This is a genomic window from Aquimarina latercula DSM 2041, from assembly GCF_000430645.1.
Lineage (GTDB): Bacteria > Bacteroidota > Bacteroidia > Flavobacteriales > Flavobacteriaceae > Aquimarina > Aquimarina latercula.
This window is the reverse complement of sequence record NZ_AUMK01000011.1, coordinates 248,594-274,789: the sequence shown is the minus strand read 5'-3', so window position 1 is coordinate 274,789 and position 26,196 is coordinate 248,594. Positions and strand designations below refer to the sequence as shown.

Annotated in this window: 37 protein-coding genes; 5 read left to right on the top strand and 32 right to left on the bottom strand. The window is 35.3% G+C overall.

The window, feature by feature from the left end:
- Window positions 1-2: 2 nt before the first annotated feature.
- The 23 genes from H526_RS29005 to H526_RS32165 all read right to left on the bottom strand — a co-directional run bounded on the left by H526_RS29005 (window position 3) and on the right by H526_RS32165 (window position 13,064).
- Complete coding sequence (locus H526_RS29005) at window positions 3-635, bottom strand: glycoside hydrolase family 73 protein (RefSeq protein WP_051336121.1); 633 nt, start codon at window positions 633-635, stop codon at window positions 3-5.
- 11 nt (window positions 636-646) lie between these two features.
- On the bottom strand, window positions 647-1,432 hold the full coding sequence (locus H526_RS0111690; protein WP_027393173.1) for a hypothetical protein: 786 nt from the start codon (window positions 1,430-1,432) through the stop codon (window positions 647-649).
- Between the two features lie 8 nt (window positions 1,433-1,440).
- Window positions 1,441-1,827 carry a hypothetical protein gene (locus H526_RS0111685; protein WP_155839672.1) on the bottom strand — a complete coding sequence of 129 codons (387 nt, stop codon included), beginning with the start codon at window positions 1,825-1,827 and terminating at the stop codon, window positions 1,441-1,443.
- On the bottom strand, window positions 1,766-2,134 hold the full coding sequence (locus H526_RS0111680) for a hypothetical protein (RefSeq protein ID WP_035085304.1): 369 nt from the start codon (window positions 2,132-2,134) through the stop codon (window positions 1,766-1,768). The genes H526_RS0111685 and H526_RS0111680 overlap by 62 nt, the downstream gene beginning before the upstream one ends.
- 23 nt (window positions 2,135-2,157) lie before the next feature.
- On the bottom strand, window positions 2,158-2,487 hold the full coding sequence (locus H526_RS29000; RefSeq protein ID WP_035085302.1) for a hypothetical protein: 330 nt from the start codon (window positions 2,485-2,487) through the stop codon (window positions 2,158-2,160).
- 4 nt (window positions 2,488-2,491) lie between these two features.
- Window positions 2,492-2,734 (bottom strand): hypothetical protein, encoded by a 243-nt coding sequence (locus H526_RS0111670; protein WP_027393169.1) that lies wholly within the window; start codon window positions 2,732-2,734, stop codon window positions 2,492-2,494.
- Between the two features lie 5 nt (window positions 2,735-2,739).
- Window positions 2,740-3,168, bottom strand: a complete 429-nt coding sequence (locus H526_RS0111665; RefSeq protein WP_027393168.1) for a peptidoglycan-binding domain-containing protein — start codon at window positions 3,166-3,168, stop codon at window positions 2,740-2,742.
- Complete coding sequence (locus tag H526_RS0111660) at window positions 3,165-3,653, bottom strand: LPXTG cell wall anchor domain-containing protein (protein WP_027393167.1); 489 nt, start codon at window positions 3,651-3,653, stop codon at window positions 3,165-3,167. The genes H526_RS0111665 and H526_RS0111660 overlap by 4 nt, the downstream gene beginning before the upstream one ends.
- A gap of 37 nt (window positions 3,654-3,690) precedes the next feature.
- A complete protein-coding gene (locus H526_RS0111655; RefSeq protein WP_245591205.1) occupies window positions 3,691-4,206 on the bottom strand; it encodes a hypothetical protein in 516 nt (171 codons plus the stop codon).
- Window positions 4,207-4,222: 16 nt separating this feature from the next.
- A complete protein-coding gene (locus H526_RS0111650) occupies window positions 4,223-4,717 on the bottom strand; it encodes a hypothetical protein (protein WP_027393165.1) in 495 nt (164 codons plus the stop codon).
- Window positions 4,714-5,172 (bottom strand): hypothetical protein, encoded by a 459-nt coding sequence (locus tag H526_RS0111645; protein WP_027393164.1) that lies wholly within the window; start codon window positions 5,170-5,172, stop codon window positions 4,714-4,716. Before H526_RS0111645 ends, H526_RS0111650 begins: the two co-directional genes overlap by 4 nt.
- Before the next feature lie 8 nt (window positions 5,173-5,180).
- A complete protein-coding gene (locus tag H526_RS0111640; protein ID WP_035085298.1) occupies window positions 5,181-5,369 on the bottom strand; it encodes a hypothetical protein in 189 nt (62 codons plus the stop codon).
- A gap of 2 nt (window positions 5,370-5,371) precedes the next feature.
- A complete protein-coding gene (locus H526_RS0111635; protein ID WP_027393162.1) occupies window positions 5,372-5,875 on the bottom strand; it encodes a peptidoglycan recognition protein family protein in 504 nt (167 codons plus the stop codon).
- Between the two features lie 38 nt (window positions 5,876-5,913).
- Window positions 5,914-6,369: a TIGR02594 family protein gene (locus tag H526_RS0111630; RefSeq protein ID WP_027393161.1), complete on the bottom strand. Its 456-nt coding sequence runs from the start codon at window positions 6,367-6,369 to the stop codon at window positions 5,914-5,916.
- A gap of 11 nt (window positions 6,370-6,380) precedes the next feature.
- Complete coding sequence (locus tag H526_RS0111625) at window positions 6,381-8,090, bottom strand: YncE family protein (RefSeq protein WP_027393160.1); 1,710 nt, start codon at window positions 8,088-8,090, stop codon at window positions 6,381-6,383.
- Window positions 8,087-8,842, bottom strand: coding sequence for a hypothetical protein (locus H526_RS0111620; RefSeq protein ID WP_027393159.1), 756 nt, complete (start codon window positions 8,840-8,842; stop codon window positions 8,087-8,089). Before H526_RS0111620 ends, H526_RS0111625 begins: the two co-directional genes overlap by 4 nt.
- A 30-nt stretch (window positions 8,843-8,872) precedes the next feature.
- The gene (locus H526_RS0111615) at window positions 8,873-9,331 is read right to left on the bottom strand and encodes a hypothetical protein (protein ID WP_027393158.1); all 459 of its coding nucleotides are present in this window, start codon (window positions 9,329-9,331) and stop codon (window positions 8,873-8,875) included.
- 25 nt (window positions 9,332-9,356) lie between these two features.
- Window positions 9,357-9,584 (bottom strand): hypothetical protein, encoded by a 228-nt coding sequence (locus H526_RS0111610; protein ID WP_027393157.1) that lies wholly within the window; start codon window positions 9,582-9,584, stop codon window positions 9,357-9,359.
- The gene (locus tag H526_RS0111605; RefSeq protein WP_027393156.1) at window positions 9,568-10,353 is read right to left on the bottom strand and encodes a hypothetical protein; all 786 of its coding nucleotides are present in this window, start codon (window positions 10,351-10,353) and stop codon (window positions 9,568-9,570) included. Before H526_RS0111605 ends, H526_RS0111610 begins: the two co-directional genes overlap by 17 nt.
- A 25-nt stretch (window positions 10,354-10,378) precedes the next feature.
- Complete coding sequence (locus H526_RS28995) at window positions 10,379-11,104, bottom strand: hypothetical protein (protein ID WP_051336120.1); 726 nt, start codon at window positions 11,102-11,104, stop codon at window positions 10,379-10,381.
- 16 nt (window positions 11,105-11,120) lie between these two features.
- A complete protein-coding gene (locus tag H526_RS0111595) occupies window positions 11,121-11,762 on the bottom strand; it encodes a hypothetical protein (RefSeq protein ID WP_027393155.1) in 642 nt (213 codons plus the stop codon).
- A 112-nt stretch (window positions 11,763-11,874) separates the two neighbouring features.
- Window positions 11,875-12,783: a hypothetical protein gene (locus H526_RS0111590; RefSeq protein ID WP_027393154.1), complete on the bottom strand. Its 909-nt coding sequence runs from the start codon at window positions 12,781-12,783 to the stop codon at window positions 11,875-11,877.
- A gap of 104 nt (window positions 12,784-12,887) precedes the next feature.
- Window positions 12,888-13,064, bottom strand: coding sequence for a hypothetical protein (locus H526_RS32165; RefSeq protein WP_169728184.1), 177 nt, complete (start codon window positions 13,062-13,064; stop codon window positions 12,888-12,890).
- Window positions 13,065-13,477: 413 nt separating this feature from the next.
- Between H526_RS32165 and H526_RS0111580 the strand changes: the two genes are divergently transcribed.
- Window positions 13,478-15,127 (top strand): site-specific DNA-methyltransferase, encoded by a 1,650-nt coding sequence (locus H526_RS0111580; RefSeq protein WP_027393153.1) that lies wholly within the window; start codon window positions 13,478-13,480, stop codon window positions 15,125-15,127.
- Window positions 15,128-15,142: 15 nt separating this feature from the next.
- Window positions 15,143-17,818 carry a DEAD/DEAH box helicase gene (locus H526_RS0111575; protein WP_027393152.1) on the top strand — a complete coding sequence of 892 codons (2,676 nt, stop codon included), beginning with the start codon at window positions 15,143-15,145 and terminating at the stop codon, window positions 17,816-17,818.
- A gap of 21 nt (window positions 17,819-17,839) precedes the next feature.
- On the opposite strand, the gene H526_RS31765 is transcribed toward H526_RS0111575, so the two are convergent.
- A complete protein-coding gene (locus H526_RS31765; protein WP_155839671.1) occupies window positions 17,840-18,007 on the bottom strand; it encodes a hypothetical protein in 168 nt (55 codons plus the stop codon).
- A 92-nt stretch (window positions 18,008-18,099) separates the two neighbouring features.
- Between H526_RS31765 and H526_RS28990 the strand changes: the two genes are divergently transcribed.
- The 3 genes from H526_RS28990 (at window position 18,100) to H526_RS0111555 (ending at window position 20,647) form a co-directional block, all read left to right on the top strand.
- Complete coding sequence (locus H526_RS28990; protein WP_051336119.1) at window positions 18,100-19,236, top strand: ISAs1 family transposase; 1,137 nt, start codon at window positions 18,100-18,102, stop codon at window positions 19,234-19,236.
- A 243-nt stretch (window positions 19,237-19,479) separates the two neighbouring features.
- Window positions 19,480-20,040: a hypothetical protein gene (locus tag H526_RS30850; RefSeq protein ID WP_051336118.1), complete on the top strand. Its 561-nt coding sequence runs from the start codon at window positions 19,480-19,482 to the stop codon at window positions 20,038-20,040.
- 52 nt (window positions 20,041-20,092) lie between these two features.
- Window positions 20,093-20,647: a hypothetical protein gene (locus tag H526_RS0111555; protein WP_027393151.1), complete on the top strand. Its 555-nt coding sequence runs from the start codon at window positions 20,093-20,095 to the stop codon at window positions 20,645-20,647.
- Window positions 20,648-20,689: 42 nt separating this feature from the next.
- Here H526_RS0111555 and H526_RS0111550 read toward each other — a convergent pair whose 3' ends face one another.
- The 8 genes from H526_RS0111550 to H526_RS28975 form a co-directional block, all read right to left on the bottom strand.
- Window positions 20,690-21,385: a hypothetical protein gene (locus H526_RS0111550; protein WP_155839670.1), complete on the bottom strand. Its 696-nt coding sequence runs from the start codon at window positions 21,383-21,385 to the stop codon at window positions 20,690-20,692.
- A complete protein-coding gene (locus tag H526_RS28980) occupies window positions 21,357-21,923 on the bottom strand; it encodes a DUF2199 domain-containing protein (protein ID WP_035085296.1) in 567 nt (188 codons plus the stop codon). The genes H526_RS0111550 and H526_RS28980 overlap by 29 nt, the downstream gene beginning before the upstream one ends.
- A 167-nt stretch (window positions 21,924-22,090) precedes the next feature.
- Window positions 22,091-22,369: a hypothetical protein gene (locus H526_RS0111540; protein ID WP_027393149.1), complete on the bottom strand. Its 279-nt coding sequence runs from the start codon at window positions 22,367-22,369 to the stop codon at window positions 22,091-22,093.
- Window positions 22,370-22,472: 103 nt separating this feature from the next.
- Window positions 22,473-23,291 (bottom strand): adenine nucleotide alpha hydrolase family protein, encoded by an 819-nt coding sequence (locus tag H526_RS0111535; protein ID WP_027393148.1) that lies wholly within the window; start codon window positions 23,289-23,291, stop codon window positions 22,473-22,475.
- Between the two features lie 32 nt (window positions 23,292-23,323).
- Complete coding sequence (locus H526_RS0111530) at window positions 23,324-24,175, bottom strand: zonular occludens toxin domain-containing protein (RefSeq protein WP_035085391.1); 852 nt, start codon at window positions 24,173-24,175, stop codon at window positions 23,324-23,326.
- A 94-nt stretch (window positions 24,176-24,269) separates the two neighbouring features.
- On the bottom strand, window positions 24,270-25,220 hold the full coding sequence (locus tag H526_RS0111525) for a hypothetical protein (RefSeq protein ID WP_027393146.1): 951 nt from the start codon (window positions 25,218-25,220) through the stop codon (window positions 24,270-24,272).
- Window positions 25,221-25,231: 11 nt separating this feature from the next.
- Window positions 25,232-25,684 carry a hypothetical protein gene (locus H526_RS0111520; RefSeq protein WP_027393145.1) on the bottom strand — a complete coding sequence of 151 codons (453 nt, stop codon included), beginning with the start codon at window positions 25,682-25,684 and terminating at the stop codon, window positions 25,232-25,234.
- Between the two features lie 6 nt (window positions 25,685-25,690).
- On the bottom strand, window positions 25,691-26,188 hold the full coding sequence (locus H526_RS28975) for a hypothetical protein (RefSeq protein ID WP_027393144.1): 498 nt from the start codon (window positions 26,186-26,188) through the stop codon (window positions 25,691-25,693).
- Window positions 26,189-26,196: the final 8 nt, after the last annotated feature.

Genomic DNA, 26,196 nt, shown 5'->3' with positions numbered 1-26,196 from the left:
TATTATTGTTTCGAATTACTTTTAAACACAGCAATAATGATCACAATGACACTCATCCCCATAATTGCCATTGGAAGCACAATGCTTACTTCTTTTTTATCTAATTTCTTCAGAACAACAATCTGCTCGATCTCTTTCATAATTCTTTTGACCTTACTGGCATAGTTCGGATCTGTAGCGTATCCAGCTTTGGCTACTTCATCTGCAAATCGATACGGGTCTTTCCTATATTGCATCGCAAGGCTATATCTTCTGTTCTTAAATAACAACCCTGCCCAATCGATAAATGAGAAAAATGGATTGGGGTAGGCTCTAAAAACATCTTTTATTCTATACTTCCATTTTCCATTGGATTGCTGAATAGGATACCCAGGATAAATAAAAGGAAAGTGCCGTGTCGGCACGGACGAATACTCCGTGGTTGTAATTAATTGGCTGTGACCCTGCCACCCTCCGTAATTTCTTCCTGATCCTTTTTTTATTCCAAACATCATATTTCCCTTCGCCGATTTCCCCCAACCAGATTCTAAGGCACTTTGCGCTAATGCAAAGATCACTGGGATTCCCGTTTTTTCTGAAGCCTTTTTAGCATACGGATAATATCGAAGTACAAAAGTTTCTTTAGCAGATGACATAGCGATATGTTTTATGGTACTGGTGGAACGTTAAACACTGGAGTAGCAGGAAATTCCAAAGGGGTTTTGGCAACATAGACCGGAAAGTTAATTGCTACTTCATCCAAATCTGAAGTAAACTCTCCAGTAATACTTAGCGCTCCAAATCCACTTAACTGACAAAAAAAGAAATTACCTTCACTTGAATGTGTAGTCCAAGCTATTGTTCCCGCAACATCTAAAGCTACTGGCATTTTTAAAACAATCCCTCCACTTGCAGTACCACCTAATTGTCCAGCTCCGCCAACCCTTCTTAATCGAAGGTTTTGAGGTACAATCAAATTCCCATTAACTACTGCATATTTGTTCTTATTGTTTACATAAAAAACATCATCAGAATTAATATTCTGATCAATCACTTCTAATACTTCCAAGCTGTTTTCACTAATTCCAGTTGATAAAAAAATCCCCGTTAATACCTGAAAACAATCCCCATCAAAAACTAACTTATAAATCAAGTCTGTTTTTAAATCCCCATTTACAATAGGAATCAATGATTCCCCATCAAACTTTTTTAATGGTACGGCTCCTTGCTTGTCAATATTTAGTGTAGCTTCATCGGTATTTGCTTCGTGAAATTTTAGTTCCAATGGTAATCCTACTGCATATTCTTTAGTTAATGGTGGATCTAGTACCAATTCATATACATTATCATCCGTTCCTGTCGTAACTCCATATCCACCCAGACTATTTTCTAGAGGTACATTGTCTTCTCCTCTTATAGCTGATATTCTGAAATCTGATTGATATCCTTCCATTTCCTCACTTATTTGCTAATTAATAATGTTCCAAGTGTCACTATGCTTATTCCGAGTAGAATCTTGTGTAGCTTACTTCTTTTAATCTTTTTCTCTTTTCGTTTGATACTTTGTTCCAAAAGCATAATAGTTCGATCATTATTATCTACCATTACTGCATAATTCTCCAATTGGTCGGACTGGAAAGAGATAACACTATCCTTATTTTGGGTTACAAGTTCAAATCTTTTAATATTCTTTGATAGACTGTTTACAAGAGAATCATTGTATTTTCCAAGTTCCAGTAGCTTCGCTATCTCACGAGATTGAGCAATGGTAAAGCAATAGTGTTTTTCATTTTCTATCAGTTGTACCTTTGGTACTAAATCTTGAGAAATACTGATAAAGCTCATCATCAGTAAAGTCATTAATAACACTAACTTTTTCATCTTTTCTTTGCTTTAATTTTTCTATTACTTGGCTATCTACGTTAATCAAAACCGTTAGGCTATCTGCCATAGATTCTAATAGCTCAACCTTACTATCTAATAATTCATTAGTTTGTATAAGGGTCATATTTTCACGCTTCAATTCTTCAATCTCAATCTTTTGTATCTGATTAGTTACATCATCCTCTGCAGGAATGATAAAGAAGAGCGCTACAACGATCCCTATAATTGCTACTAGGGGTAGTATCCATTTATAATGTTTCATATATATCATTTAAAAAAGTTTTCAAATGCCTATTATGGGCTTTCTGTTTTCTTCTTTGGAAGAAACCTTTCAACTACAACTTGAAGCAGAAACTTGTAAAATGCCGTAGCAAAAAGGAAAGAGATAAAAAGGCAGAGTACGTTTGATAGTTCATATCCTCTAATACAAAAGACTACCACAGCATATATACATCCTATGATGAGTACCTGGTATCTGTTTCTCAATTTAATCCCTAATCCTCTACCTACAAACTCAGGTATTTTATAATAGTTTATGACATAGGTAAGAAGCATAAAAGAGAAGATGTACGCCCAATCAAGGGTATTTAAAAAATTTGTAAACTGATCCAATACGATTTCCATAATTCTAAGATTTAAGGGTTTGTTTAATTTTTAATACTTCATTTTCTATTGCTGCCAATTGCGAGCTTGGAAATAGGTTTTTAACCATATTAGCCACCACAACAATGGCTACACCAGCTAACAGCATTCCTAATATGATTTTTAGTAAGGTCTGATTGGTCAGCGTAATTGTTACCTCCGTTTTCAGTCCATCCTTGTCTACTAGTGCATCTAATAGGCTATTTAGGTTTCTCTTTCTTCCTTCCATGACTCTTAAGCTTTAATCAATTCGTGAATCGGAATCCCCATTTGATGTTTATCATAGGTGGCTCTGTCAACACCTTCGGTTTTAAAGCGCTTCTTAACCAGTCTATCGGTCTGCTCATCATAAATGCCTGTTACAGGCCCTTTCCAACCGTGATGTCTTAAGAGCCAAATCTGCAACCTTTCAACTTCTTTTCCTTTACTTCCTTTTGACAACATCCAAGTTTTCTTTGCTTCCTGTTTTGGAGTAACATAATTGGTTTCTGGCGTTACCTTTTTAATAGGTTCAGGTACTATCGTTTCTTCCACAATTTGTCTTTTCTGCAATACAGGTGCTACCTTTTCAGATTTCTTTTTTTGATCTTTTATCAGATACACCGCCAAAATGCTAACACCAATGCCAACTCCTGCAATAATCAAATCATTTGTACGTATCATCTCTTTATCATTTTAATTGCCGTTCTCATTCCATCGATATCTTGTTTATTAAAAGATGTTTTTTGTAAATGTTTTTTAGCTGCCTTATTAGTTTTATTTCCAAACATCCCATCTACTCCATCTTTATTGCTGCCGGAACTCCCTAAATCTGCTTTATGGATTTTACTTAAGTAGGATTGTAAAATCTTTACATCTTTGTAACAAGTACCATACGCTAAAGGATATCCGCTACTATTACACCTAAACCGTGTTGGTCTTCTTGTTATAGTGGATCTTCTTGTTGTATTATTTGCAATGGTACTTGCTATCTCACGATCAAGATCTTCCGCTCCACCAGGGAACATCGCTGATTTTTTTTTGCGTTTTCTGTAATACCAATAACCGACTCCACCCAAAACGAGTGTAGTAACACCGATAATGATCCATAGACTTTTGTCATCATTCTTGGGCTTCTTAACTACTGGTTTTTTATGCTGTATCTTCATATTATTTTTTATTAAAACTCTATTGATTACTATCTTGTCAGACGAGTCTGTAATTTGGCAGCCTTTGAACAGGATCTTTAACTAACTTTTTCATCTCACTATCACTTAAAAAACTTCGAAGATGCTGCCACATATCTTTTTTACCGTGATTAAAATAAAATGCTTTGGATAAACTGGCTACTTGGGTTTTGTCTTGTAAACTCCTAAATACACGTTCAACTGCTTTTTCATCATCATCAAATACACCTTTGGCATTCTTCAATTCCAGCGCATACTTTTGAGCAGTAGATGCAGACAATTCCTTGATGCGTTTTGTTCCCAACCATTTTTTAACATCTTCTATATAATTCATATTAAAAGGTGCATTCCAATTTGGTTCTGCCACAGCGGTGGCACTGCCACCTTGTATTACTTTCACAGGCTTTCCTTTATTTCCAATGCTTGAGAATGAAATCTTGGTATTACTTTTACCTTTCTTTACAAAAAAGTAGATACCAACACCCAACCCAGCTACTCCTGCACCTCCAATTACCCACCACATTGTTTTTGTCATTTTCATTATTTTACTTTTATACTGTTCTGTATTCTGGTAATCTCCCGATAATTCCTAATACCTTTTTGATTTCATCTTTGTCAAAGCGATCCTTTAATTGGTCTCTTAGGGATACCTGATAATCTCTTTGATATGCTTTAGCCACCTGAGATACTTGTACTTTATCCTTTAAGTTTCTAAAAACACTATATATCAATTCTTCATCATCTCCTCCTATATACCATGGTTTAAAACCTTGGTGAATCTCATTCGCATATCGTGTTGCTGTAGACTTCTTTAATACTACTATTTTTCCAGACTGAGAATTAAAAACCCTATCCACATATTTAACATCTAAAGCCACTGCACGCTCTAATCCTTCCCCATCAGGGTGTAAACTTTTATTTAATTCGCCCAATAGACTACTGGCAAGTTTATTTCGCTTTTTAGTACGCCAAGCGATATACGTAGTACCAACTAATATGAGTCCTACCGCGGATGCGGTGATCTGTAATCCAACTACCTTTCTCATTTGTTCAAAAATTTGATTCCAGCTCCGACCGATCTACCCATTGGTGTAATTGCTGCAAGGTCAGTTACATCTGCTTTCTTTGCTGTATTCCAAAGAATCAAGGCAATGATTGCCAGTAAAAAAGTTAATGTTACAGGTACCGCAACGGATGCTATTTTCGATAGGTTCTTTCCTAAACCCATAAAATTGCTTCCTATCTCTGATGCATCCGCAATAGCTCTTGTTGCTGCACTCGACACATCTATTTTGTTTTTCTTTAGCCACCGATTAAAATCTCCATTTGTGGTACAACTAGACGATCCGTTGGTCTTCCAAGTCACTAGCCAGATTGTCCTTGCGTTATTTGTGCCCAAGGCAGCCTTTAGGCTGTTAAAATAACCTACCCACAATTCACAAGGATCACTTGGCTCTGGCACTAATAGTGCTTTGTTTTGTATGTTGATTTCGATTGGCATAGTATTTATTATCTTCTTAAAATGTGATTGGATTGTGATTTGACTTCTCGCTTTGAGAGCCCAAGCTCCTCTAAAGTATCCATCAATCTTTTCCTAACTTGTGCTTCTTTGAGGCTGGCTTCTTTCTTATCATACTTTTTATAAATATGCCTACCAATAAGAAAACCTACACCCAATGCTAAAATGGTGTTCTTCATCACTACTGCTTTTTGATTTTCTTAAAAATGTTGATTTCTGGAATGCCAATTTCTTCTAACCAAATGGACACATCAAAGGCAGGGTTTTCCTCTCCTTTTTTTGCAGGAGCTTCGCTTAACCCGAGCACTTGAATTTTTGGGAATTTAAGGACGTAAAACTTGACAATAGCCTCTAAGCTTTGTTGCTGCGCCTTAGTACGGCTATCTTTTGACTTCACCTCTTTTTCTGTTCGCCCACCTGCATATGCAATATGTTTACAGATCCCTATTATCCCTTGCTTTCCTTCAGAAATCCCCCATAGGTCAACAGTGGTTGGATTGTCTTCTGAAACTAAGGTTTCCATTGTTCCATCTGGCTGGATCAGGTAATCAATACCTGGACGATTAAATCCATATCCTCCTTGTCTTTCAGCCGTAGTATGCAAATCAATAATATCCGCTTTACTTACTGGAATCCCTTCGCCTGATTCTGTACTTTGAATAATTAAATAATCTACGTTTTTCATCTCCTATCTTTTTAAATGTTCATTTTTATTTTGTGCCACTATGCAGCATCCAGTATGGGTTTGAATGTATTTTTAATACATCTGAATCCCAGTAGTCTATAAGTAGGATATGGCTTAATACAAACCTTATTATTTTGGTTTCCACCTAATACGTAGATGTACTTTTTATCTTCACTATAACCGATAAAAAAACCAACGTGACCTTTCCAACTAGATTTACTTTCTCTCCAAAAGACCACTACACAGCCAAGGGCAGGGCTAGCTATTTTTTTCCCAACCGTTAACCAAGATCGTGCGGTAAGCTTACCACTACGGGCGCAGCCCGCTTTTAAAGCTACCCAATTGACGTACGCGCTGCACCAAGCTGTTTCGTCCGTTGTAACCCACCTGTGACCGATCTCTTTGAAATATGTTAGAATACGAGAGTTATGATGGTCACCGACCACTTCTGTAACTCCGTATTCTGCCAAGGCTATATTTAATACATTATTCATCTTTCTTAGTTTTAGATTATTTGGTTTAAGATGCCTCTATCTCGCTGTTTGTAATAGGTGAGTATAGTGATGGTTTGCTTTCCAGCTATTTTAAATACCCATCCGTTTTTACCGTCAATGATAGCTCCGTTCATCTCAAATACTTCTGCTACATTTCCGAAGTTTTGAGGGCTATTATAGCTTGAAAAAGAGAGAGGTTTTATACTTGTTTTTCCCGTAACTGTTTCTTCTTCGAGTTTTAATACCCTAAAGCGCTCAGTACCCGATAACACAAACTTGACGTGCTTTACAATGGCGGGGCTAAACGTAAAATCCTCTCGTTTTCCATAGTACCCATCATTAATAAGTACCTTATTACTTTCCCTGCTATAGCTAATAAGGTTTATAGCACCGTTAGTGCTATCACTACTATAGATCCTATCACTAGTAGGATCTATGGCTAAACCTGTACCTACAGCCCCTAAAAAAAGCGTATCAATGACTGTATCGTTGATATCTATTATAGAATAGGAATCATCCGCTCTGTTCCCTACATAGAGTAGTTCATTAGTAGGATTGTATACAATACGATACGGATCAGCTCCAACTGCTATTTTATCTCTAAGGGTCTCTGACCCCAGATCGATGGGGATTACTGTATTGTCTCCAGAGGAAACCACATATAGGCTATTGTTTACTGGATGGTATGCTGCTGTTGTAAGTTCACTTCCCATAGTATCAATGGTACTGCTTACCTGATTATTAGTGTCAATTACTGATATACTATCATCACCAGAATTGACCACATAGACCGATCCGGTACTTGCCACAATAGCTATATTCCTTGGCGCTTTTCCAACTCCTATCGTTTCTATTACCGTTTCTGTAACAGTATCAATGACACTAACCGTATCATCAGCAATATTAGCTACATATACATTTGAATTAAAAGGATTGAAACTTATACCAATAGGTCTTTTACCGACTTGTATCGTATTTTCTACCTCCAATTGTGTATTAATCACCGTTATGGTATCTCCAACTACGTTTGCCACGTAGACCTTACCAAAGTTTGGGGAACTAAGCTGGCTATTCACGGTAAGGTCTACAGGCCCCCAGCCATAGGCTGGATTTGGCAAACTACTGCCATTAGCAGTGATGGGTACAAGGGAAATTAAAACCCCTTCAGTATTGAGTACACTAATATTTTGGGATAACTGATTTGCTATATAAGTAAATCCATTAAACGGGTTGACAATAATTCCTTGCGGATAGATACCTGTTCCTAAACTTGAACTGACGTTTACCGTCCTAAAAATATGATCTGCTACATCTCCTGGTAATGTTGGACTTAAGGGAGGCTTTTTATTACCTGCCCATAACCGAACTTCACGTTCTACATCAGAGGTGTTTGTAATAGTTAATTGTGTAGTTTCATAGCTATCTTGAAGCGTTTTATAAAAAGCTTCATTGTTTAATTTTATAGTACTTCTATCTAAACCTTTAAATATTCTTTTTGATGTTTTTTTAGCAAACGGACGATTTACTTTCACAAAAGAATCGTTCTGATTTGAATGTATCACTTCTGCAACCATAACATCTTCTTTTTCTTCAGAGGATACATCATCATTCTTCTTCGTAGTATCATTCCCATCCTTATCATCACGATCAAATAAAACCCACCAAAGCGCTGCAAGGGTAATCCCTGTTGTTATTAATACTATTTCGGTGTTTCTTTTCATTGCGCTAGTGTGTATGTATCTATAAACTGAACAATTTCTTTGGTTCTATTAACTTGTGTTGCACCCACCAATTCAGGATACTGACTAAAAATTTTTGTAGCTGCATACACCGCTTCTATCTTAGGGAAACCATAGTCTAAATAATGCCGAATCCCGCATAAATCTGCTGTTGTCTCACTACGGGTATTTAAAAACCAATGGCATCCCTCGTGAGCTAATATGGCTACCCTAACAGGGATCGTATAGGTTTTAAATAAGCGTTGTGATATCTGAACTCTTGGCATTTTACGATGTATCCGTGCCGGAGTAATCAGTTCCTTTCCAAAAGCATCAACAATGCTAGGTAAATATTGAAACAAAAACTCACCTTGTGAGCTATCATAAAAACCTGTTGGAACATACCCCGCCTTCTGGGCAAACTGAATAGCAAACTCCATAAACCGCTGTTGTTCCGGAGTCGTCCAAATCTTAGGTTCGTCCATCATCACTACTTTAAAATCGAGTATATCAATACCCTTATCATCGCCTGTCTTTTTATCATATACCTCCAATTCCAATTCATCCGGAGAAACAGGTAAAGGAATTTTAATACTTCTTTTTTGCCCTTTCTCCAAATAGGCTTTCCGACGGAAATAGTGCGTGTTTGGGGATAAAGGATCATATACTTTAAATCCAACGTGCATTGCTCTTTTTACCTTTATAGTAATAGCAATAGTAAATCGTTTTCTAAGCGAAGGAATGGGAATGATCATGATCGTTAACTTTGATTTCTGTGCTGGCCTCTATTTCTTCTGAGTTTTGTAGGCTAATACTCCAATTCCTCCTACCACAACGACTCCTATAGCAACATACAGTATTATTGTAGTGGTATCTTTTTTAGGAGTCTGGTTAGTGGCTTCATTTCTTAACCCTACTCTGAAATCAGAAGAAGTATCTCCTTTCTGATCTGCATATAATTCTGGCAGTGGTATCGGTGTAGGTTTACTGACAATAGTATCTATTGCCCCACCAATAGCTGCACCACCTCCTAAGTCCCTATAAGCCTGTCCTAATTGCGAGAAGAAGTTTTTTCTCTTTTGTCTTCTAGCAATTCGTTTAGGATTAGATCGTCTTTTGGCTCTCCTTGCTTTTCTGGCAGCACGTCTTTTAGCCCTTTTCTCTTTACTTCCAAATATGAACTCATCATAGGCTTCATCGTCTAAGTGATCTGCCATTAACATTTCTGTTTCTCCTGCTATCATAATAGTATTCGTTTAGTAATTCTTATTAAATAATATACATCACCTGTAAGGTGGAATCCAATGGATCGAACGATTTGGCATTATGTGGCTTTCCAACAAAGGGATATGATTTTGCATCTCCCGGTGCCAATGGCACATTATTTATGATTACTTCGGAATTCCCAATGTTTTTCACCGATGCAAATAGAAACCCTAATGGGATTTCTCCTGCTTCTGTAAAAGCCTGTTCTATAGTATCAGCTAGTACGTCCATTTGTTGCTGTTTTCATTTTCATTTTATATAGTACAAATCCGGTTACTACAAGTCCTAAAGCAACAACTCCGATGATGTTTTGCATCTTTCTTTTGTTATTAGGCTTCTCTGGTTTTTGTTCTTTTTCATCTATTACTTCCATATTTGATGCTATCATATCTTGTGCTACTATCGGCAATTCTTCCTCTAGCGTTGATATCGCTTCTTTCGAACTTCTTCTGGGTGTAACAGGTGCTACGCTACCCTTACGACTACCATATCTTCTTTTGTATGGAATGACGATATCTTTTGATACTTTTGGTCTTCCCTTCTTGTTGGGGACAGATATAGGTGGTTTTCTTCGGTTCGAAGGATCGCCAGGCATTATAGGCGTTCCCTTATAAAGTGGCTTTCTTATCCCTATTTTTGAAATCCTTCTATTTTGTTCTAAATCCCGATGTATCGGGTTTCCAAACTTGATAGGTGGCATTCGAAATGGTTTTTTAATAGTACCCTGTCTTGATAGCTGTCTATTTCTATCGGGGCGACCAATTGGTCTGCGATATCGCTTGTCTAGTGTTCTTATGGGGCGTCCCACTGGACGGGTTCTACGCCTTTTTCTACCAATCCCTATGGAACGTAATATTCTTGTTTTAGGATGTTTACGAAAAAGCTTTTTTAACCGTCTTCGATTCTTCTTTTTACGAAGCTTATGACGAATCACATGATGTAAAAACGGATCATACTCGCTAGTGTCATTTTCGTCTATAGCTATTGGGTATTCAATCATATCTTCTTTGATTTACATCATTAAATTATCTATTGGAAATAGGCTGCGGGGCTACATAAGGAGCTGTCTGTCTGGGGGAATTCGATTTAGCCATTACAAAACCTACAATCGCTAAAAGTACAATTCCACCTCCTGCCATCAGCATCGTATTAGTTTGCCTTTTCTTTGCTGCTGCTTCTCTTTCTCTTTTGGCTTCTTCCTCTCTTCGTCTCCGTGCTTCTTCTTCTCGGCGTCTGCGTTCAGCTTCTTCTCTCCGTCTACGCGCTTCTTCTTCTCGGCGTCTACGTGATTCTCGCATTCTTTGCGCCTGTAATTGCATATCACGTTTTGCTTGTGCTGCTTGTGCAGCAGCAGCATTTCCTCCACCACGGCTTCTTCTCCTTCTTTTCTTTTTTCCTAATAAACCTCCAACAATACCTATTGCACCTTTTGCGAGCGCCCCCCAAAACTCATCTTCGTCTTGGTCTCCATCATCGTAGGAACTGAAATCACTTTGCTCTAAAGAGAGCATTTCCTTACCTTGATACTGAATATGAACCGTTAACAGATTTCCTAAATCATCTTCAAATTTTCCATTATCTGATTTTAGTAGTTCCACCACTTCATCGATAATTTGATTTCTACTGGGTGTTCCTTTAAAAACTATTCCATGTGTAGCCAACAAACCAATAACAGGCTTGGGTTTGGTTAGTATCAAGTGACTGATTAGATTGATCGAATCATTATATTTTTTTTGAAAACTCTGTTTCATCTCTTTCTTTTTTTAATTATGAAGTACCCATACGGGTAGCACCAACTAAATATCCTGCGATAAAAACCACACTTAAAAGCACTAGTTCATCTTTTCCTAATACAGATGCTTTTTGAGTTTCTGAAACAACAGGAGTAGCATCTTTATCTTTTTCAGTCAATTTTCTCTGGCGCAATTCATTCCAGACCATTTGTACTTCCGATGCCAACTTCTGATCTTCTGGATTGGCATTAGATTTCTTTACAATACGGTCATAATAGCTTTTAACCTCTTTGTCACTTGCATCTGAAAATTGATCTAAGAAGCTATCTTCATCTCCTGATCCATTGTAGTTGGAATGCCCACACTCACCACAAAAATTATTTTCACCATTGTAATTATGATTGTTGCAAGAATTACAGGGTTTTTTCTTTTCCTTCTTGTTAAGAGCTAGTATCGCTTTCTTATCTGGATGATGCTGTAGTACTTCTGAAATTACCGTAGTGCCATTTTTTTGTATCAGCTCTTTAGTTGCTTTTACAAGAGTGTGCAAATCTTTTGGAACTTCATATCCGCATTCAAAAATGATCTTACGTATGGGTTCAGGATTACTCAGAACGATATAGTCAATGCTATTTTGCGCTAAGCCTTTGTGTCTATGTCTCTTCGATATTTTCATAAGCTTCTTTAATTAAGGTCTCAATGAGACCAGCCAAAGCCTTGGAATATTCCTAATCGCTTTGGCTGGATCTTGGTTATTAAAAACAGGTGTTACCTGTGCTTATAGGGAACTATCGAAGTCTACGTCTACGTAAACTGGATATCGGATATCTGTTTACGCGTCTTGGTCTACCATATCTGCGTACAGGTCTTCTTCGAACGCGTCTTCGTCTACGTGGACGGATTCCAAAGGCTGTAGATCGTTTTCTTCTACGGATCAAATCAATCTGTGGTAACCCTGTAGTTCTTGGAACTCTGGACAACTCTGCTACATTATTACCTTTTAACAGGTTACCCATGTTTGCTCTTGCCTTGATGGTAAAAGTGAATACTGCCGTAGTATCTGGATTTACAGTTACACGTAAAGAATCCTGACCCGTAACATTAAGTTCGAAGTTATCATCATCAATAAGTTGTTGTGTAAAGTTCTGTGGTGATGTGGCGTTACGTGGTTGATAGACACGAATGGTATTCGATCCAGTAGCTGTTCGTTTGGTAAGCTTAAGTACATTATCGAATTGTAAAGGATTAGATACGGAGTATTTCATCCCCGATATCTTGAAAGGATTCGCTTTACTTTCTTCCTTTACCTCATTGTGGCTGGATTCCTCAACATTAACAGTAACTCCAGCAGGTTGTGCTGCATTTTCGTTCCCACCAAAAACAATGGCTTCAGCAGCCTCCGCAGATGTATTTCTAACAACTACGGTTAGCGTTCTATCATTGGGATCAATTTTACCTATAGAAGTACGGGTGTAATCGTCATAATCGTCCTCTTCGTAGTCATCTACATATTCATCTTCGTATTCTTCATCATAGTCATCGTACCCATCTTCATTTCCTTCAAAACCTGAATCGAAGTCATCTTCCTCATCCTCATAGTCGTCATACCCGTCATGCATTTCCATATCTCCGTCATAGTCATCATAACGATCTTCCGCATCGTCCTGATATCTCATTAATTCATCATTGTAACTCATTTTCTTTAATTTTTGCTGTCATAGACAGCGTTTGACTTTTCCTCCCTCAAATCCTATCCAAATTCTAATAACTAATGGCATCCGTGATGCCCCTCTCTAAAGGGTTACACTTTCTTGTTTGGGACTTGTGGGGCTTTAGCAGCTGCTGCTGCAAGTTTTTTAGCTTTTCTTTTTTCTAGTTTCGGAGCTACATAGAATGCGCCGACTGCCATTCCAACTAATAAACCAAAGACCGCTGTGGCATATGCTGCTTTGTAGTCTAAATCTTTTGTATGTGCCATTTTTCTTACTGTTTTTACGTGAATATTTGGCTTGGTATCTAAACCTTTGACAGCTAAATTCTGAAGGAAATATGGAATATCCTCGTACGAAATTCGTACCCCTAGACATAGAAAAAATGAGTTGTAGTGATATCAAAAGCTATCGAAAGAGGAAGGGGTACGAAATTTTTTAAGCCATGTTTTTAAATATTCTATGCATTAGCTGTTTTGTTAGATCACCAGTACTTTTCTAAGTTCAAAAACTTATCATATAAAACAGAACTTTTTAAAATCTTAACTTATTTTATTTTTATTCAAAGATTAAATGAGGAAGGTTGAAAAAGGGTGTTTTATCTTATTCAATTCTTACATACACCATTGTTTCTTTTTATCGATAAAAAAATAGTACTATTTTTATCCCTAAAGAATACTATATGCCAACACTTAACTGGATAGGAAAAGAAAAAGTAATTAACCACCATCAAGATGTACCCTATAAAATTTTAGAACCTCAATATACCTTTACTAATGGTAAAGAAAGTAAAGATGCTGCTTCTGAAAACAAAATTATACATGGAGATAATCTAGAAGCTTTAAAAAGCCTATTACCAGAATATGAAGGAAAAATAAAATGCATCTATATTGACCCTCCTTATAATACAGGTAATGAAGCTTGGGTATATAATGATAATGTAAGTCATCCTAAGCTAAAAAAATGGTTAGGGCAAGCAGTAGGTAAAGAGAGTGAAGATTTATCTCGACATGATAAGTGGTTATGCATGATGTATCCTAGATTAAAACTTCTTCATAAGCTATTAACTGATGATGGTGTAATTTTTATTTCTATAGATGATAATGAATATCAACATTTGAAATTAATTAGCGATGAGATTTTTGGTAGGAAAAACTTTATTACAACATTCACATGGAGAACAGATGGAAATTTTGATAATCAAGCCAAAATCAAAATTAATCATGAATACATCTTATGCTTTAGTAAAAAAATAGAAGCTTTTGAATTTCCAGAGCTTATTGATTTAAATGTTGAAGAAACAAGTAAACTTTTTAAAGATAAAATAGTTAATACTATTGTTAAAAATGGATCAAAAAATCCAGTAAGTAAAATTGAGCTACCTATTGGTTTTAAAGCCTCTTTTAAAGAAGGAGTTATACCAAAAAGAAGTAATTCATTTCCACATTTTCTTAGTGATGCCATTATAAAGAATTATGAACTTCAAAATAATGTTATTGTTGAGAGTGGCTGGAGTTCAAAAAGAATTTTTGAACTGTTCTTAGAAAATAATTTAACTCCTGTTATTGATACCAAAGAGCAATTAACAAGTTTTTATTTAACAGAAAATGGAGCTATTGAAAGTGAGAAAATAAGAGGAAAACAGAGTCACGTTATAAGCTCTTTAATGAATATGGGGAGTACTCAGAATATGAGTAATGAACTAAAAAATATGGGATTTTCATTTTCATTCCCAAAACCAACCACATTAATTAAATATTTAATTTCTATCTTCAATACTAAGGATTTTTATGTGCTTGATTCCTTTGCAGGATCGGGTACTTCTGCTCACGCAGTATTAAATCTAAATAAACAAGATGGAGGTAACAGAAAATTCATTTTGATTGAAATGGAAGATTATGCAAAAGATGTAACAGCAGAAAGAGTAAAAAGAGTTATTAGTGGCTATGGAGAAGACTCTAAAGCAGTTGAAGGTACTGGTGGAGATTTCACCTACTATGAACTAGGGGATCCATTGTTTTTAGACAATGAACTATTAAATGAGGTAGTTGGTAAAGATAAAATAGAAGAATATGTCTGGTATTCTGAAACCAGAAGTCCTTACCAAGCACAAAATGAAACCTATTTACTAGGTACAAAAAATGATACGGCCTATTATTTTTATTATGAAAAAGACAGTCTAACCACATTAGATGAAAGTTATTTAAGAAGTCTAAAAACAAAAGCACAACAATATATTGTATATGCAGATTTGTGTTTGTTAAATAAAGCTATTATGGATAAATACCACATAGTTTTTAAAAAAATACCTAGAGATATTACCAGATTTTAAGCAATAAAAAAGAAAATGGAGTTAAAACCATATCAACATAAAGTAATACAAGATTTAGAACAGTTTCTTGCCTATACTCAAAAAGAGGAAACACCTAAAAAAGCATTTGACCAATATTGGGAGGATAAATTAGGTATGCCCTACACACCGCAGTTAGATGGTTCATTTTCTGGTATGACACCTTATAAAGATAATATCCCTAATGCAGTACACATAGCTATAAAAGTACCAACTGCTGGAGGTAAAACATTTATAGCTTGTAATGCTTTGCATACTATAAACAAACATTTTAATCAAGGTAATGTAAAAGCAGTGGTTTGGTTAGTACCTTGGTCTAACTTGCTACAGCAAACCGTGAAAAATCTATCTAATCCTAATCACCCGTACAGAGAGAAATTAAATAGCCTATTTGGTAATAGGGTTGAAGTGTATGAAAAAGACCAACTATTACAAGGGGCTAATTTTAACCCTACTTCTGTAACTGAACAACTCAACATTTTTGTATTTAACTTTAGTAGTTTAAGAATAAATAGCAGAAAAAAGGATGACAGAAAAGTGTTTCAAGAAAATGGTGCATTAGAATCTTTTAGAAACACTATTGTTGATCAAGATTTGGTATTACCAGACACAGATGAAACTGCATTAATCAATGTAATAAGAAGTTTAAATCCTATTGTAGTAGTAGATGAAAGCCATAATGCAGAAAGTGATTTAAGTGTAGAAATGTTGAATAATTTAAACCCTTCTTTGGTTTTAGATTTAACGGCTACTCCAAAAGCAAATAGTAATATTATTTCCTATGTAAATGCTTTAGCACTTAAAAAGGAAAATATGGTAAAGCTACCTGTGGTAGTATATAATCATCATAAAAAAGAAGAAGTTATTACTTCTGCTCTGCATTTACAAAGACAGTTAGAACTTATAGCTAAGGAAGAAGAAAAGGAAACAGGTAAATATATAAGACCTATTATTTTATTTCAAGCGCAGTCTAATATTAAAGGAAAAGACAATACCACATTCCAAAAAATAAAAGAACAGTTGGTAAAATTACAAATACCTGAAGAACAAATAAAAATAAAAACCAGTGGTATCGATGAATTAAAGGGGATTGATCTAATGTCTAAAAATTGCCCTGTAAGGTACATTATTACCGTTAATGCTTTAAAGGAGGGTTGGGATTGTCCTAATGCGTACATTTTAGCTTCTTTGGCAGATAAATCTTCAGCTGTAGAAGTAGAACAAATTTTAGGGAGAGTATTAAGACAACCATATGTAGTTAAGCACGAAAATGCCTTACTAAATATGTCTTTTGTACTTACAGCATCTTCAAAATTTAATGATACTTTAGATAATATAGTTAAAGGTTTACAGGAATCTGGTTTTAGTAAAGATGACTATTACGCAGAAGAACAACCAGAAGAAGAATTAACACCTAATGAAATACTTCAAGGAAATATTTTTGAGGATGATAAATCCACAGAAAATGAAGTACAGTCTGATGAAGATTTTAATGTAGAAGCTATTACCTTTAATCCTAATGAGGAAGTAACCCTTGAAACCATCAAACAAAGTAATCCGTTACTAACGCAAATCACAGAAAAAGCGGAACAACAAGGTACAGAATTTGAGCAAAAAGTAAATGAGTTAGAAATTGATGATAACACTTCCATATTTACAGAAGTTATGAAAACACAACCGCCTATCTATAAAATGGACACCCAATTTACTGCCATTGCAAGCCAACTAAAATTACCTCAATTTCATATAGAAAAGAAAGATGATTTACAAAGTGATTTATTTCCAGAACTCAATGCGGAATGGGAACTATTGCACAAAAATAGTTTATTAGATGGGTTTAAATTATCAAATTATAATACAGAGGTAACTTTTGATGAGATTTCAAAAGATATCATTGCTGTAGATTTTGATGAAAGCAAGGGTACTGCAACTGCCAGAAAAGTAAATGCAAGGACAAAAACAGTATTGGTAGACACTATACTTTCAAAACCTAAAGAATCTCAAATAAACCAAGTAAGTAGTATTGTTGTTAGTAAATTAGGAGATATGACACCTATCTCGCACCAAGAACTTAAAAAGTATATAGGTAGAGTTTTTGAAAACCTAAACCCTGAACAAATTAGAGATATCGTAGAAAATGATTTTATCTATGTAAAGAAAATCAAGGATAAGATTAAAAAATTATCAGATACTTATGCCAAAGAAAGGTTTAAGGTTTTGATAGACAGCAATAAAATAATAGTACGAAACAGTTTTGAATTTCTAGAAAAGATTACTCCATTAAGTTTAAGTACTAACATCAATAAATCCTTATATGAACGAGAGGGTAAAATGAATAACTATGAACAATCTATGATTTTAGAGGTTGCTTCATTAGAGAATATTGTATTTTGGCATAGAAATTTTGAAACCAATAAAGGTTTTCCGTTAAATGGCTTTAGTTCTAACCATTACCCTGACTTTATCCTTTATACCGAAAAAGGGAATACTATTTTATTAGAAACTAAAGGAGATCATCTTGTAAATGAAGATAGTCGAAACAAAAATATATTAGGTAAAACATGGGAAAAGTTAGCAGGAGAAAAATTTAAGTATTTTATGGTTTTTCAAAGTGAAAAAGTAGAAAATACGTATACAGCACATAGCGTAATTGAGGTTTTAAAGGGATTATAAAAAAACACTGCTAGTGGTGAATTAGTGATTTATATCAAGCATCCAATAAATTGTACTACTTGATTTTTCTATAAGCATCTGCTCATAGAATTTAATATGCGTACCACGAATACTTACAGATCTGATATCAGATACTCCTACAGGAATGTCACTAGTCGATTTTATAGTATACTTCCAAGTAGGATCCAAGGCAAAAGCATTTAACTTTTGAAAAGTTCTAGGATTCGTTTAAATTAGCAGTATGCATACGGCATTTTTCTCCAATAGGGGAATTAAAAAAAATGTCAACTACGTCAAATTCAAAATTTAACAGGAATTTTCTTCATTTTTATTTTTCCACTTTGCAAGACCCTCGTCGTACTAATAAAGGAAATTTGAGACATTGTATGTCTGATATTCTATTACTTACCGTTAGTGCTGTGTTGTGTGGCTGCCAAGAATGGGATCGTATATTGATGTTTGGGGAACACGAAATAGATTGGTTAAAAAAATATGGTTCCTTTTCTAATGGACTTCCATCAAAAGATACTATGCGTAGGTTCTTTATGGCCTTAGACCCATCAAGCTTTCAAAATTGTTTTAGGAACTGGATTGATTCACTTCGTAACCCAAATAGTTTAGAGGTTATAGCCTTGGATGGAAAAACTGTTCGGGGCGCAAAAAACTTATCAGCCCCACAAAGTATAACTCCACATATTGTAAGTGCTATGGCTACAGATCAAGGTTTATGCCTAGGTCAATTTAAAGTCACTGATAAGAGTAACGAAATTAGTGCCATTACAGAGTTACTAGATGTATTATTCATTGAAAACAGTATTGTTACCATTGATGCGATGGGTTGTCAAAAAACAATTGTAGAGCAGATAAGATCCAAAAATGCCAATTATATTATAGCGGCTAAAGCAAACCAAGGAACACTTCATTTAGCTATAAAAGACACATTGCAATTAGAAAAACCTATCGAAATAACTCAACAAGATGATTGTGGTCATGGAAGAGTGGAAAAGCGAATTTGTAAAATTTACACGAATTTAAGTCATCTAGAAAATTCTGAGAAGTGGAAGGATTTGAGGTCCTTTATAGTGGTCGAAAAAGAAGTCTATCATAAATCATCACAAAAAACAACTAATGAAACTCGTTTCTATATTTCAAATCTATCGAACGATGCTACAGCTATAAACAATGCTATTAGAAAGCATTGGTCAATAGAAAATCAATTACATTGGGTCCTTGACGTGGTATTTAGTGAAGACTCTGCTAGAAAAAGATGCAAAAACTCCGCAGAAAACTTCAATATCATCTTAAAAACAGCATTAACTCTTATCAATAAAGAAAATACACTTAAAAAAAGTAAAAACAACAAGAGATTCAAAGCGCTGATTAATAAAGACTATCGAGAAAAAGTTCTAGGGTTTTAAATGCTTTTGCCCTGAAGTAGGATCTGTAGTCTTAAAATATTCCAATAATATTTTTTCGAGTCCGATGATATCCATAATTTTTCCAGCAAAGAAATAAGAATTCGTAAAATATGCCAAAATTTTGGCATATTAATTGATTGCTTTGAAAACATAATTTTAGGGAATATTCAAACCATCAATTATATTTCCAAAACTCATTAAAATAATAAACCGATCCTCACACGATCATTGAACTAACTAATTATGATTAAAACCACAGCACTATTGTGTATTTTCTTGGTACTAATCTCCTGTGATAAAGGAGAGTTGAGCAAAAACAAAGCAAAAAAACTTATTGAAAAGTGTGAATCCAATCCTTATCTGAATGATTACAGTCTTTTGGATCTAGGCAGGGTGAACTTTAGATATGACAAAAAAAAGAAAGAAAAATATGATAAGCTCGTAGCAGAAGGTTTACTTTCTATGACCGGAACAGGTAAAAAATTAGAAGTATCTCTCTCCGAAAAAGGCAAAACATACGTTACAACTAAAGATGTTGCCAATGATTCTGATAAATTTATGGGTGCTTTATTTGGGAAGTCTAAAGGGGCTTATGTACGACTAGCAACGTATACCATAGATGAAATATTAGAAATTCAGGAAATCCCACAATTCAACGCTGCCAATGTGCGTGTAAAATTTAAAGTGGAAGAGAAAACACCTTTTTTTATACTGGGGCCAGATAAAGATCGAAATACTTTTATTAAAAATCTAGAATTTAGGAAAACTACTGATGGCTGGAAATATTGCAAAAACGACCAGTAGCTTTTGATATATTAATTTCACACAATTTTAAACTTATTAATACTTATTCCCTATGAAAAAAATTATAGTAACATTAGCAATAAGCCTTATTTTGATACCGATACAAGCACAAGAGGAGTGTAAAGAAATCATAGCACAGAGCGAGCTATTAAAAAAAGAGATTATAGCGTTAAAGAACATTTTACTGCTTACTAAACCCAAAGCTGAAATTAAGTCAAAAGACATTCAAGTTAAATTACTGAGTGTTACTGGAGAGACTCGTGAGCAAAGCGTAAAAATTGAAGTTTTATTTACCAATTCAGGGGTCAATATAGATAGAATGTCAACAAGTGTAAAGTCTATTATTGAAGCTGGAGGTAATGAAGTGTTACTTCATAAAGCATTTTTGGGAGCAACTGAAGTAAAAGGATTTTTTGGCGCAAGTACCGCCCTTTATCGTGATACCCCACTGAAATGCACCTACATTTTTAAAGGAGTTGTTCCTGAGACAACAATTATTAAAGGATTTCCATTACCTTTTAAATACCATAAAGAAGGAACACGTAGCTCCGATATGATAGAAGACAGGGTGATTTTCAACGATATAAAAATTGAGTGGAGTAAGTAAAACACTTTTTTATACTGTAATGATGAATAGTGTTTTAAGATACTATTCATCATTTTTAGCAGTATCAAAAATTCCATCTCCAATAGCAATTTTGCCTTTAGTCTTGTACTTCAATTCATATTTTCTAACAGATTTTTCTAGTACATTTCCTTTTTTAGTAGCTAATACCACCTGAAAACTGGCATTCTGATCTTCTAGCAATGAAATTGATATTTCTTGGTAACCTGTAAATGATACAACCAGTGTTTTAGGATGAAGCTTTTTACGGGCTAATATTTCTGCTTTTCCGTCTTTCCCAGTAGTTACCATATTTGTTGTCAATCCAAGGCTATCACGAATTCCAATGTTTACAAAAGGCATTACTTTGTGATCTTCAGAACGAACAGTTATTTTATAAACTGCTGCATCTGTTTTAGTTTTAGATGTATTTGAACTACTAATTTTTGAACTAGTGGTATCCAGAGATACTCCATCAAAATAAAAATAAATGCTGTCTTTTATCTTTTTATAAATTCCTTTACCATATGCATTTGAGGATGCCATATCACTAGAAAAATGATAGATAAATCGATTGTTTTCTAAAAATGTGTACTGTTCACTCTCAAAACTAGCAATATCCGGTGGGAACTCCTCAGAATATGTTCCTACTAGTGGTTTAGTAGATACACAACCCAAGCATATTACGGATATTAGCAACAAACCTATTTGACTACCCCTCAGTATTACTTTTAATTTCATTGCTATTGGTTATTCTATCCATCATTTGATGTATTCTTGTTTCAGCTTCTTCTTTGGAGATTCCATTATAGTAATCTCGTATAAAGGGATGATGAAAATCATCGTGAGGAATTATTTCCGGTCTAGTATTTCCTTTTTTTGTATGCACAGTCATAGGGATACTTTCAAAAAAATCATACTGAGGGATATCATTAGATAACCATCCGAAATATTCAGTTTGATGTTCTTCATTATTGAAATTCTCCTTGTAATCATTAAAACTTTTTTCACTTAAAGACACCCATACTCCATATTCTAAATCCTGTGAATAATCAATCACTTTTTGCGACAATACTACTCTGATAAATCGATCAGTCTGTTCTTGGTTTTCTATAACACAAAAATCAGTATTTAGTTTTCCAATGGTCTTTTTTTCGTGATCTGTTAACTGGTGATAAGGCGTTGGAGATTCATAGGTCAATGCAGGCCACATATCGTGAATTACCCCACATTGGGAACATTCGAATACATTATTTTTTTTCTTTTTCTTCCAAAACATCTATTTGACATTAAAAAAATTGTATCTTAGGTTGAGTTCAATACTACTGAATTAAATTGAATTTCACATTTTAATTAATTTTTTTTTTTGTCCCTAATTAGCTAAAGAAATGAGCATCTATTCTTATTGGAATTATGTTCATTTTTTGTACAACAACATCTATTTCATTAATCCGTAGCTACTTCTAATTCGAAATTATGCTGACCGAGACTTAGTTTTGCTATGTTTTTATTCTCTCCAAGGGTAATTCTTCCTTCTCCGTGAGCGATGACTTCATCGAATTCTTCTCGGCTGACATACCATTTAAACGCAAAATTATCTGATACTTCATATACCCAGAATTGTCTTTCGCTAAATTCTCTTGTCCCATCTTCGTTTTCTGTATCCTTATTATCCCAGAAATCAAAAAACTCAAAAAGTCTATCCATTATTTTTTTCTCTTCCATAATGTAAAATGTTATATATAGTAGTGTCGTATTCTTTTAAAATGTTACCTCTATAATTGTCATAATTTTGATAATATAGACCAAATCCTACTATTTTTATGGTCTAAATACCACAAACTCCGCTGCATTCTTCCAATAATTCAGGGAACATATTGAGTTGTTGTGATGCTAATTCCTTTCCTTTCAAGAGATCAATAATTACTTCTTTAAGCGGTCTGCAAGAGCGGTGCAAAAAACAAGCATCCCCAATTCCTGGATAGTGTCTTATTTTTTCATCCAATGCTATTGCTGCCTCAAAACTCTCTTTGTCATTTTCGTAAATCCATATCCAATACCGATCTGAATGATAGGGGCATACCACACAACTAGAGCGGACAGGTACAGGAATCCTATGCGCTTTAAAATTTCGGATGCAGTCAATACGCTTAATCTTGTGTTCTATTAACGGAAATCGGTGGGTGAGCCATTTCACATTAGCGGGTTTCATTCGTTCCATTTCTTCATAACTGATCCCAAGCCAAAGGGAGACTTTATCTCCTTTCGAGGTGATCTCTCTTATCCGTCTTCGAACGGGTCTAATTTTATAGTATCCCGTGCATTGTCTTTTGAGGATTGCTTTTTTACCAGTCTTTAAGTTTTTGGTGTAATAAGGGATGCCTTCTGAACTGTTTCGATCTCCTTGTAAGTAGGTTAGTGCATCATCGTATATATTTCCTGCAGATGTCACTTCAATAGTAAAGTTATATGCTCTATCTACGTATTTAATAAGCCACTCCAAGTAAGTATACACTCCTTTGGGTTCATTTCCAGTATCAGAAAAAATTGCATGAGAAGGTACTTCACTAAATTCGCCCCTGAGTCCTCTAAGAAGTAAATCAGTGGATTGCATTCCTGCTCCTAATGATAGTATCTGCTGTTTCACAAACTAAGTTTGATTAAAAATTATATATACAATTACTTTGGTCCTTGAGTTCTCGGGTCGTGGTACAGCGTATAATCACAGATCATCTTAATAATGGCAGCATTACGATCTTTATATTTGTGTTTTCCTTTAAAATCGCGCTCCTGCAATAACATCCGCACTTTTTTGCCTTCTTCTTGATCAATATATCGCTTACAAGCCCTTATAAAAGCAGAACGACTACATCCCATAATCTTACGTTGTCGCATATTGACATACACAAAAAAGCTTTTTAATACTTTGTATTTGTCTTCAGATATTCGTCCTTCCGCGAACGCGCGTGAAGCTAGATCGTACTGTTCATCTACGATGTGCTGTGCTATACGTACCATTTGATATTTAGGGATACGATCCCGATATCGGGTCACATCATCAACCTGATGATGCAACCGAAGCCATGTGCAGTTTTGCCATTCTGAAGTGGTAATTTTAGCGACTGATTGATGCGTAAGCAGCACATCAATCCCTTTATGACGTACTGTACACAAAGCACCAATCATGGATTGTCCTTTAGCTCCCGCCATATAATGATCGATATCATCCAGTACAATCATGCCGTTTTTAAAATGCTTCAAAATCTTGTCCACTACACCTTTTTTATCAGTATCATCCATAGCCGATCCATCGGGATTAAAGGGACGTATTCTTCTACTGGATACTGCGGTCAATGCATGTAAATAATTTGGGTTTACCGTTCTAAATTCCTGATAATCGTCATCATTAGTATCGAAGGCAAGTACTTTACGACCTTTCTTTCCTGTTGCAGGATTATCAGTCATATATTTTTGAATCTCCATCTTATTGCGATAGGTTTTTCCAACGCCTGTTTCTCCGCATACCAGCATTATCATAGGTTGACGTTCCAAGTCTTCCTGTTTATAGACAATTGGTTTTCTTCCTTTGGAAGGTTTATTTTTTTTCGTTCCCATAGCTATTTTTTTATGATTCCTCTTCTGCTATCTCTACAATGCTATCCATAACAGTTGGAGTTTCATCGTAAGTCTCTTCGTGTTCTAAAGTAGATTCCGTTGACTTGCCTGATGGCTTTTCTATAGGATCTGGTTTTCCATTGATCTCTTCATAATAAGTATCTAGCGTATCCTTGTCATCTTCCAAATCTTGTTCAGAGTAGCCTTTTTCTTCTCTAACGATATCCAAAATGCGATCAATCAGCATGTCATTTTCTGCTCGCACCTCCATCACTAGCTGTGCTTTTTTCATCAGTATAGAAATAATAGCACCTGTTAATTGTTGCTCCGGAGTTAGTTTTTTAGCTTTCTTTTTTAAAATGGCAACAATAAGAGGTTTGAGTAGCACCTTATCTTCCTTGTCGAGTTTAATACGCTCGATATTCTTGGAATTCTGCTGATCAATCAGCTCCACAATCTCATCAAATTCGTAGAATTCCTTATGCTTTCGAATTTTAACGAAATATCCACCACCGATTCCTAGAAAATTATTGGTCATCCCCAGAATAGTATCCGCAGCTTGCTTTGCAGTAGCCGTTGGCAATTCAAAGGTGTTATCATTATCATTAGCAGCAGTATCACTACTGCCCGAAGCATCTCCCGTTTCAAAATTAGTCCCTTCGGTAGTATCGCTACCGATATCCTGTTCTGGGGCATCATCTTTTTGTATTGCTTCATTTTCACCTTCAATAGCTGCGCCTAAAGACTTTTTTTGTGCTTCCAACTGCTTTTCTAAAGAAGGACTTGTATTTGGATTGCCACCTTTCCAGACATTCCAGTCTTTTTCGGAGGTACTGGTGTCATCCTTTTCAACAACTGCTTGGTTTAAAGGGCTAAATTCCTCGGATTGCGGAGTCTCAAAATCAATCGCTTCCGAGTCTTGTGTTAATACGTCTACCACTTGTTTTTCTATATCTTTCATCTCGTACTAGTTTATTGGGTAATGAATTCGATCACATTTTCTTCCACGCTTTTATAAATTGCTATAAAAACTTTATGGAACTGGGGAACCGATAGCATCTCTTCACAATTTTTATAATGATAAATCACTGCTCTTTTTGACTGTCCAAAGGGTTTTCCCATTTGCCGATAACTAAGTCCTGTATATTTTTTAGTTAGGTGATAGGCAGTCATTCGTGCATCGCTAAATTCTTTGCTAACCAGGGCAGAAGGAGTCTGCATTTCACTATCAAAAAGGCGATGACTCTCGGAAATAATAAAAGCCATCACTACTTCTGCTCTTTGCCCTTGTTGTTGTTCACTGGTTTTTTGCCCTGTCAATTGCCTTATAATCCCTAAGGTTTTAGACATCCCGAATTTGCTGATCAACCTATCGATACCCGTTTGTAAATCAGCATAGCTGATCGTTTCTTTTTTTTGATCCATAGGTGTTTATTTTTCAAATGCTACCACTGGTTTTTTAGATAGGCGAATGGAATTTAGAAGCTCTTTTATCTTTAACCGCCTTGCAATTGGTACGATGTAATAGCGAGTACCTAAATCGTGAATCCTAACCAATTTGAGTTTTCCAAAAATGGTCGTATTCCAAAACAGCGGTGACTCCAAGCCCATAGCTCTTAGCTCACTTTCTTTGATATCTGTAGTCCATTTTATCTTTTTTAATACCTTTAAAATCTCCAGATCATTGTTAGCACTTTTAACTACTCTTTTTATTAAATGCTCTTTTATAGACCTAAGGATCTCTATATCCTCTTGTATTAATTTTTGCTCATAGCCCTGATACACACTTTTGATATTTTTTTTGGATACCTGTGGATGCATTTGATTTTCGTAAGTAGTGATCTTATTTTTTATGGATCGGTGTAAAAAGTATGTACTGATGCCATTGTTGATTAAAAAATCCCTAAACTTTGACTTTTTGTATTTCATATGTAACT

Bases quoted from the DNA above. Each gene is read 5' to 3' on its own strand.
- H526_RS29005 (WP_051336121.1), bottom strand. From the start codon at position 635: ATGTCATCTGCTAAAGAAACTTTTGTACTTCGATATTATCCGTATGCT.
- H526_RS0111690 (WP_027393173.1), bottom strand. From the start codon at position 1,432: ATGGAAGGATATCAATCAGATTTCAGAATATCAGCTATAAGAGGAGAA.
- H526_RS0111685 (WP_155839672.1), bottom strand. From the start codon at position 1,827: ATGATGAGCTTTATCAGTATTTCTCAAGATTTAGTACCAAAGGTACAA.
- H526_RS0111680 (WP_035085304.1), bottom strand. From the start codon at position 2,134: ATGATATATATGAAACATTATAAATGGATACTACCCCTAGTAGCAATT.
- H526_RS29000 (WP_035085302.1), bottom strand. From the start codon at position 2,487: ATGGAAATCGTATTGGATCAGTTTACAAATTTTTTAAATACCCTTGAT.
- H526_RS0111670 (WP_027393169.1), bottom strand. From the start codon at position 2,734: ATGGAAGGAAGAAAGAGAAACCTAAATAGCCTATTAGATGCACTAGTA.
- H526_RS0111665 (WP_027393168.1), bottom strand. From the start codon at position 3,168: ATGATACGTACAAATGATTTGATTATTGCAGGAGTTGGCATTGGTGTT.
- H526_RS0111660 (WP_027393167.1), bottom strand. From the start codon at position 3,653: ATGAAGATACAGCATAAAAAACCAGTAGTTAAGAAGCCCAAGAATGAT.
- H526_RS0111655 (WP_245591205.1), bottom strand. From the start codon at position 4,206: ATGACAAAAACAATGTGGTGGGTAATTGGAGGTGCAGGAGTAGCTGGG.
- H526_RS0111650 (WP_027393165.1), bottom strand. From the start codon at position 4,717: ATGAGAAAGGTAGTTGGATTACAGATCACCGCATCCGCGGTAGGACTC.
- H526_RS0111645 (WP_027393164.1), bottom strand. From the start codon at position 5,172: ATGCCAATCGAAATCAACATACAAAACAAAGCACTATTAGTGCCAGAG.
- H526_RS0111640 (WP_035085298.1), bottom strand. From the start codon at position 5,369: ATGAAGAACACCATTTTAGCATTGGGTGTAGGTTTTCTTATTGGTAGG.
- H526_RS0111635 (WP_027393162.1), bottom strand. From the start codon at position 5,875: ATGAAAAACGTAGATTATTTAATTATTCAAAGTACAGAATCAGGCGAA.
- H526_RS0111630 (WP_027393161.1), bottom strand. From the start codon at position 6,369: ATGAATAATGTATTAAATATAGCCTTGGCAGAATACGGAGTTACAGAA.
- H526_RS0111625 (WP_027393160.1), bottom strand. From the start codon at position 8,090: ATGAAAAGAAACACCGAAATAGTATTAATAACAACAGGGATTACCCTT.
- H526_RS0111620 (WP_027393159.1), bottom strand. From the start codon at position 8,842: ATGATCATTCCCATTCCTTCGCTTAGAAAACGATTTACTATTGCTATT.
- H526_RS0111615 (WP_027393158.1), bottom strand. From the start codon at position 9,331: ATGATAGCAGGAGAAACAGAAATGTTAATGGCAGATCACTTAGACGAT.
- H526_RS0111610 (WP_027393157.1), bottom strand. From the start codon at position 9,584: ATGGACGTACTAGCTGATACTATAGAACAGGCTTTTACAGAAGCAGGA.
- H526_RS0111605 (WP_027393156.1), bottom strand. From the start codon at position 10,353: ATGATTGAATACCCAATAGCTATAGACGAAAATGACACTAGCGAGTAT.
- H526_RS28995 (WP_051336120.1), bottom strand. From the start codon at position 11,104: ATGAAACAGAGTTTTCAAAAAAAATATAATGATTCGATCAATCTAATC.
- H526_RS0111595 (WP_027393155.1), bottom strand. From the start codon at position 11,762: ATGAAAATATCGAAGAGACATAGACACAAAGGCTTAGCGCAAAATAGC.
- H526_RS0111590 (WP_027393154.1), bottom strand. From the start codon at position 12,783: ATGAGTTACAATGATGAATTAATGAGATATCAGGACGATGCGGAAGAT.
- H526_RS32165 (WP_169728184.1), bottom strand. From the start codon at position 13,064: ATGGCACATACAAAAGATTTAGACTACAAAGCAGCATATGCCACAGCG.
- H526_RS0111580 (WP_027393153.1), top strand. From the start codon at position 13,478: ATGCCAACACTTAACTGGATAGGAAAAGAAAAAGTAATTAACCACCAT.
- H526_RS0111575 (WP_027393152.1), top strand. From the start codon at position 15,143: ATGGAGTTAAAACCATATCAACATAAAGTAATACAAGATTTAGAACAG.
- H526_RS28990 (WP_051336119.1), top strand. From the start codon at position 18,100: ATGTCAACTACGTCAAATTCAAAATTTAACAGGAATTTTCTTCATTTT.
- H526_RS30850 (WP_051336118.1), top strand. From the start codon at position 19,480: ATGATTAAAACCACAGCACTATTGTGTATTTTCTTGGTACTAATCTCC.
- H526_RS0111555 (WP_027393151.1), top strand. From the start codon at position 20,093: ATGAAAAAAATTATAGTAACATTAGCAATAAGCCTTATTTTGATACCG.
- H526_RS0111550 (WP_155839670.1), bottom strand. From the start codon at position 21,385: ATGAAATTAAAAGTAATACTGAGGGGTAGTCAAATAGGTTTGTTGCTA.
- H526_RS28980 (WP_035085296.1), bottom strand. From the start codon at position 21,923: ATGTTTTGGAAGAAAAAGAAAAAAAATAATGTATTCGAATGTTCCCAA.
- H526_RS0111540 (WP_027393149.1), bottom strand. From the start codon at position 22,369: ATGGAAGAGAAAAAAATAATGGATAGACTTTTTGAGTTTTTTGATTTC.
- H526_RS0111530 (WP_035085391.1), bottom strand. From the start codon at position 24,175: ATGCTGGTATGCGGAGAAACAGGCGTTGGAAAAACCTATCGCAATAAG.
- H526_RS0111525 (WP_027393146.1), bottom strand. From the start codon at position 25,220: ATGAAAGATATAGAAAAACAAGTGGTAGACGTATTAACACAAGACTCG.
- H526_RS0111520 (WP_027393145.1), bottom strand. From the start codon at position 25,684: ATGGATCAAAAAAAAGAAACGATCAGCTATGCTGATTTACAAACGGGT.
- H526_RS28975 (WP_027393144.1), bottom strand. From the start codon at position 26,188: ATGAAATACAAAAAGTCAAAGTTTAGGGATTTTTTAATCAACAATGGC.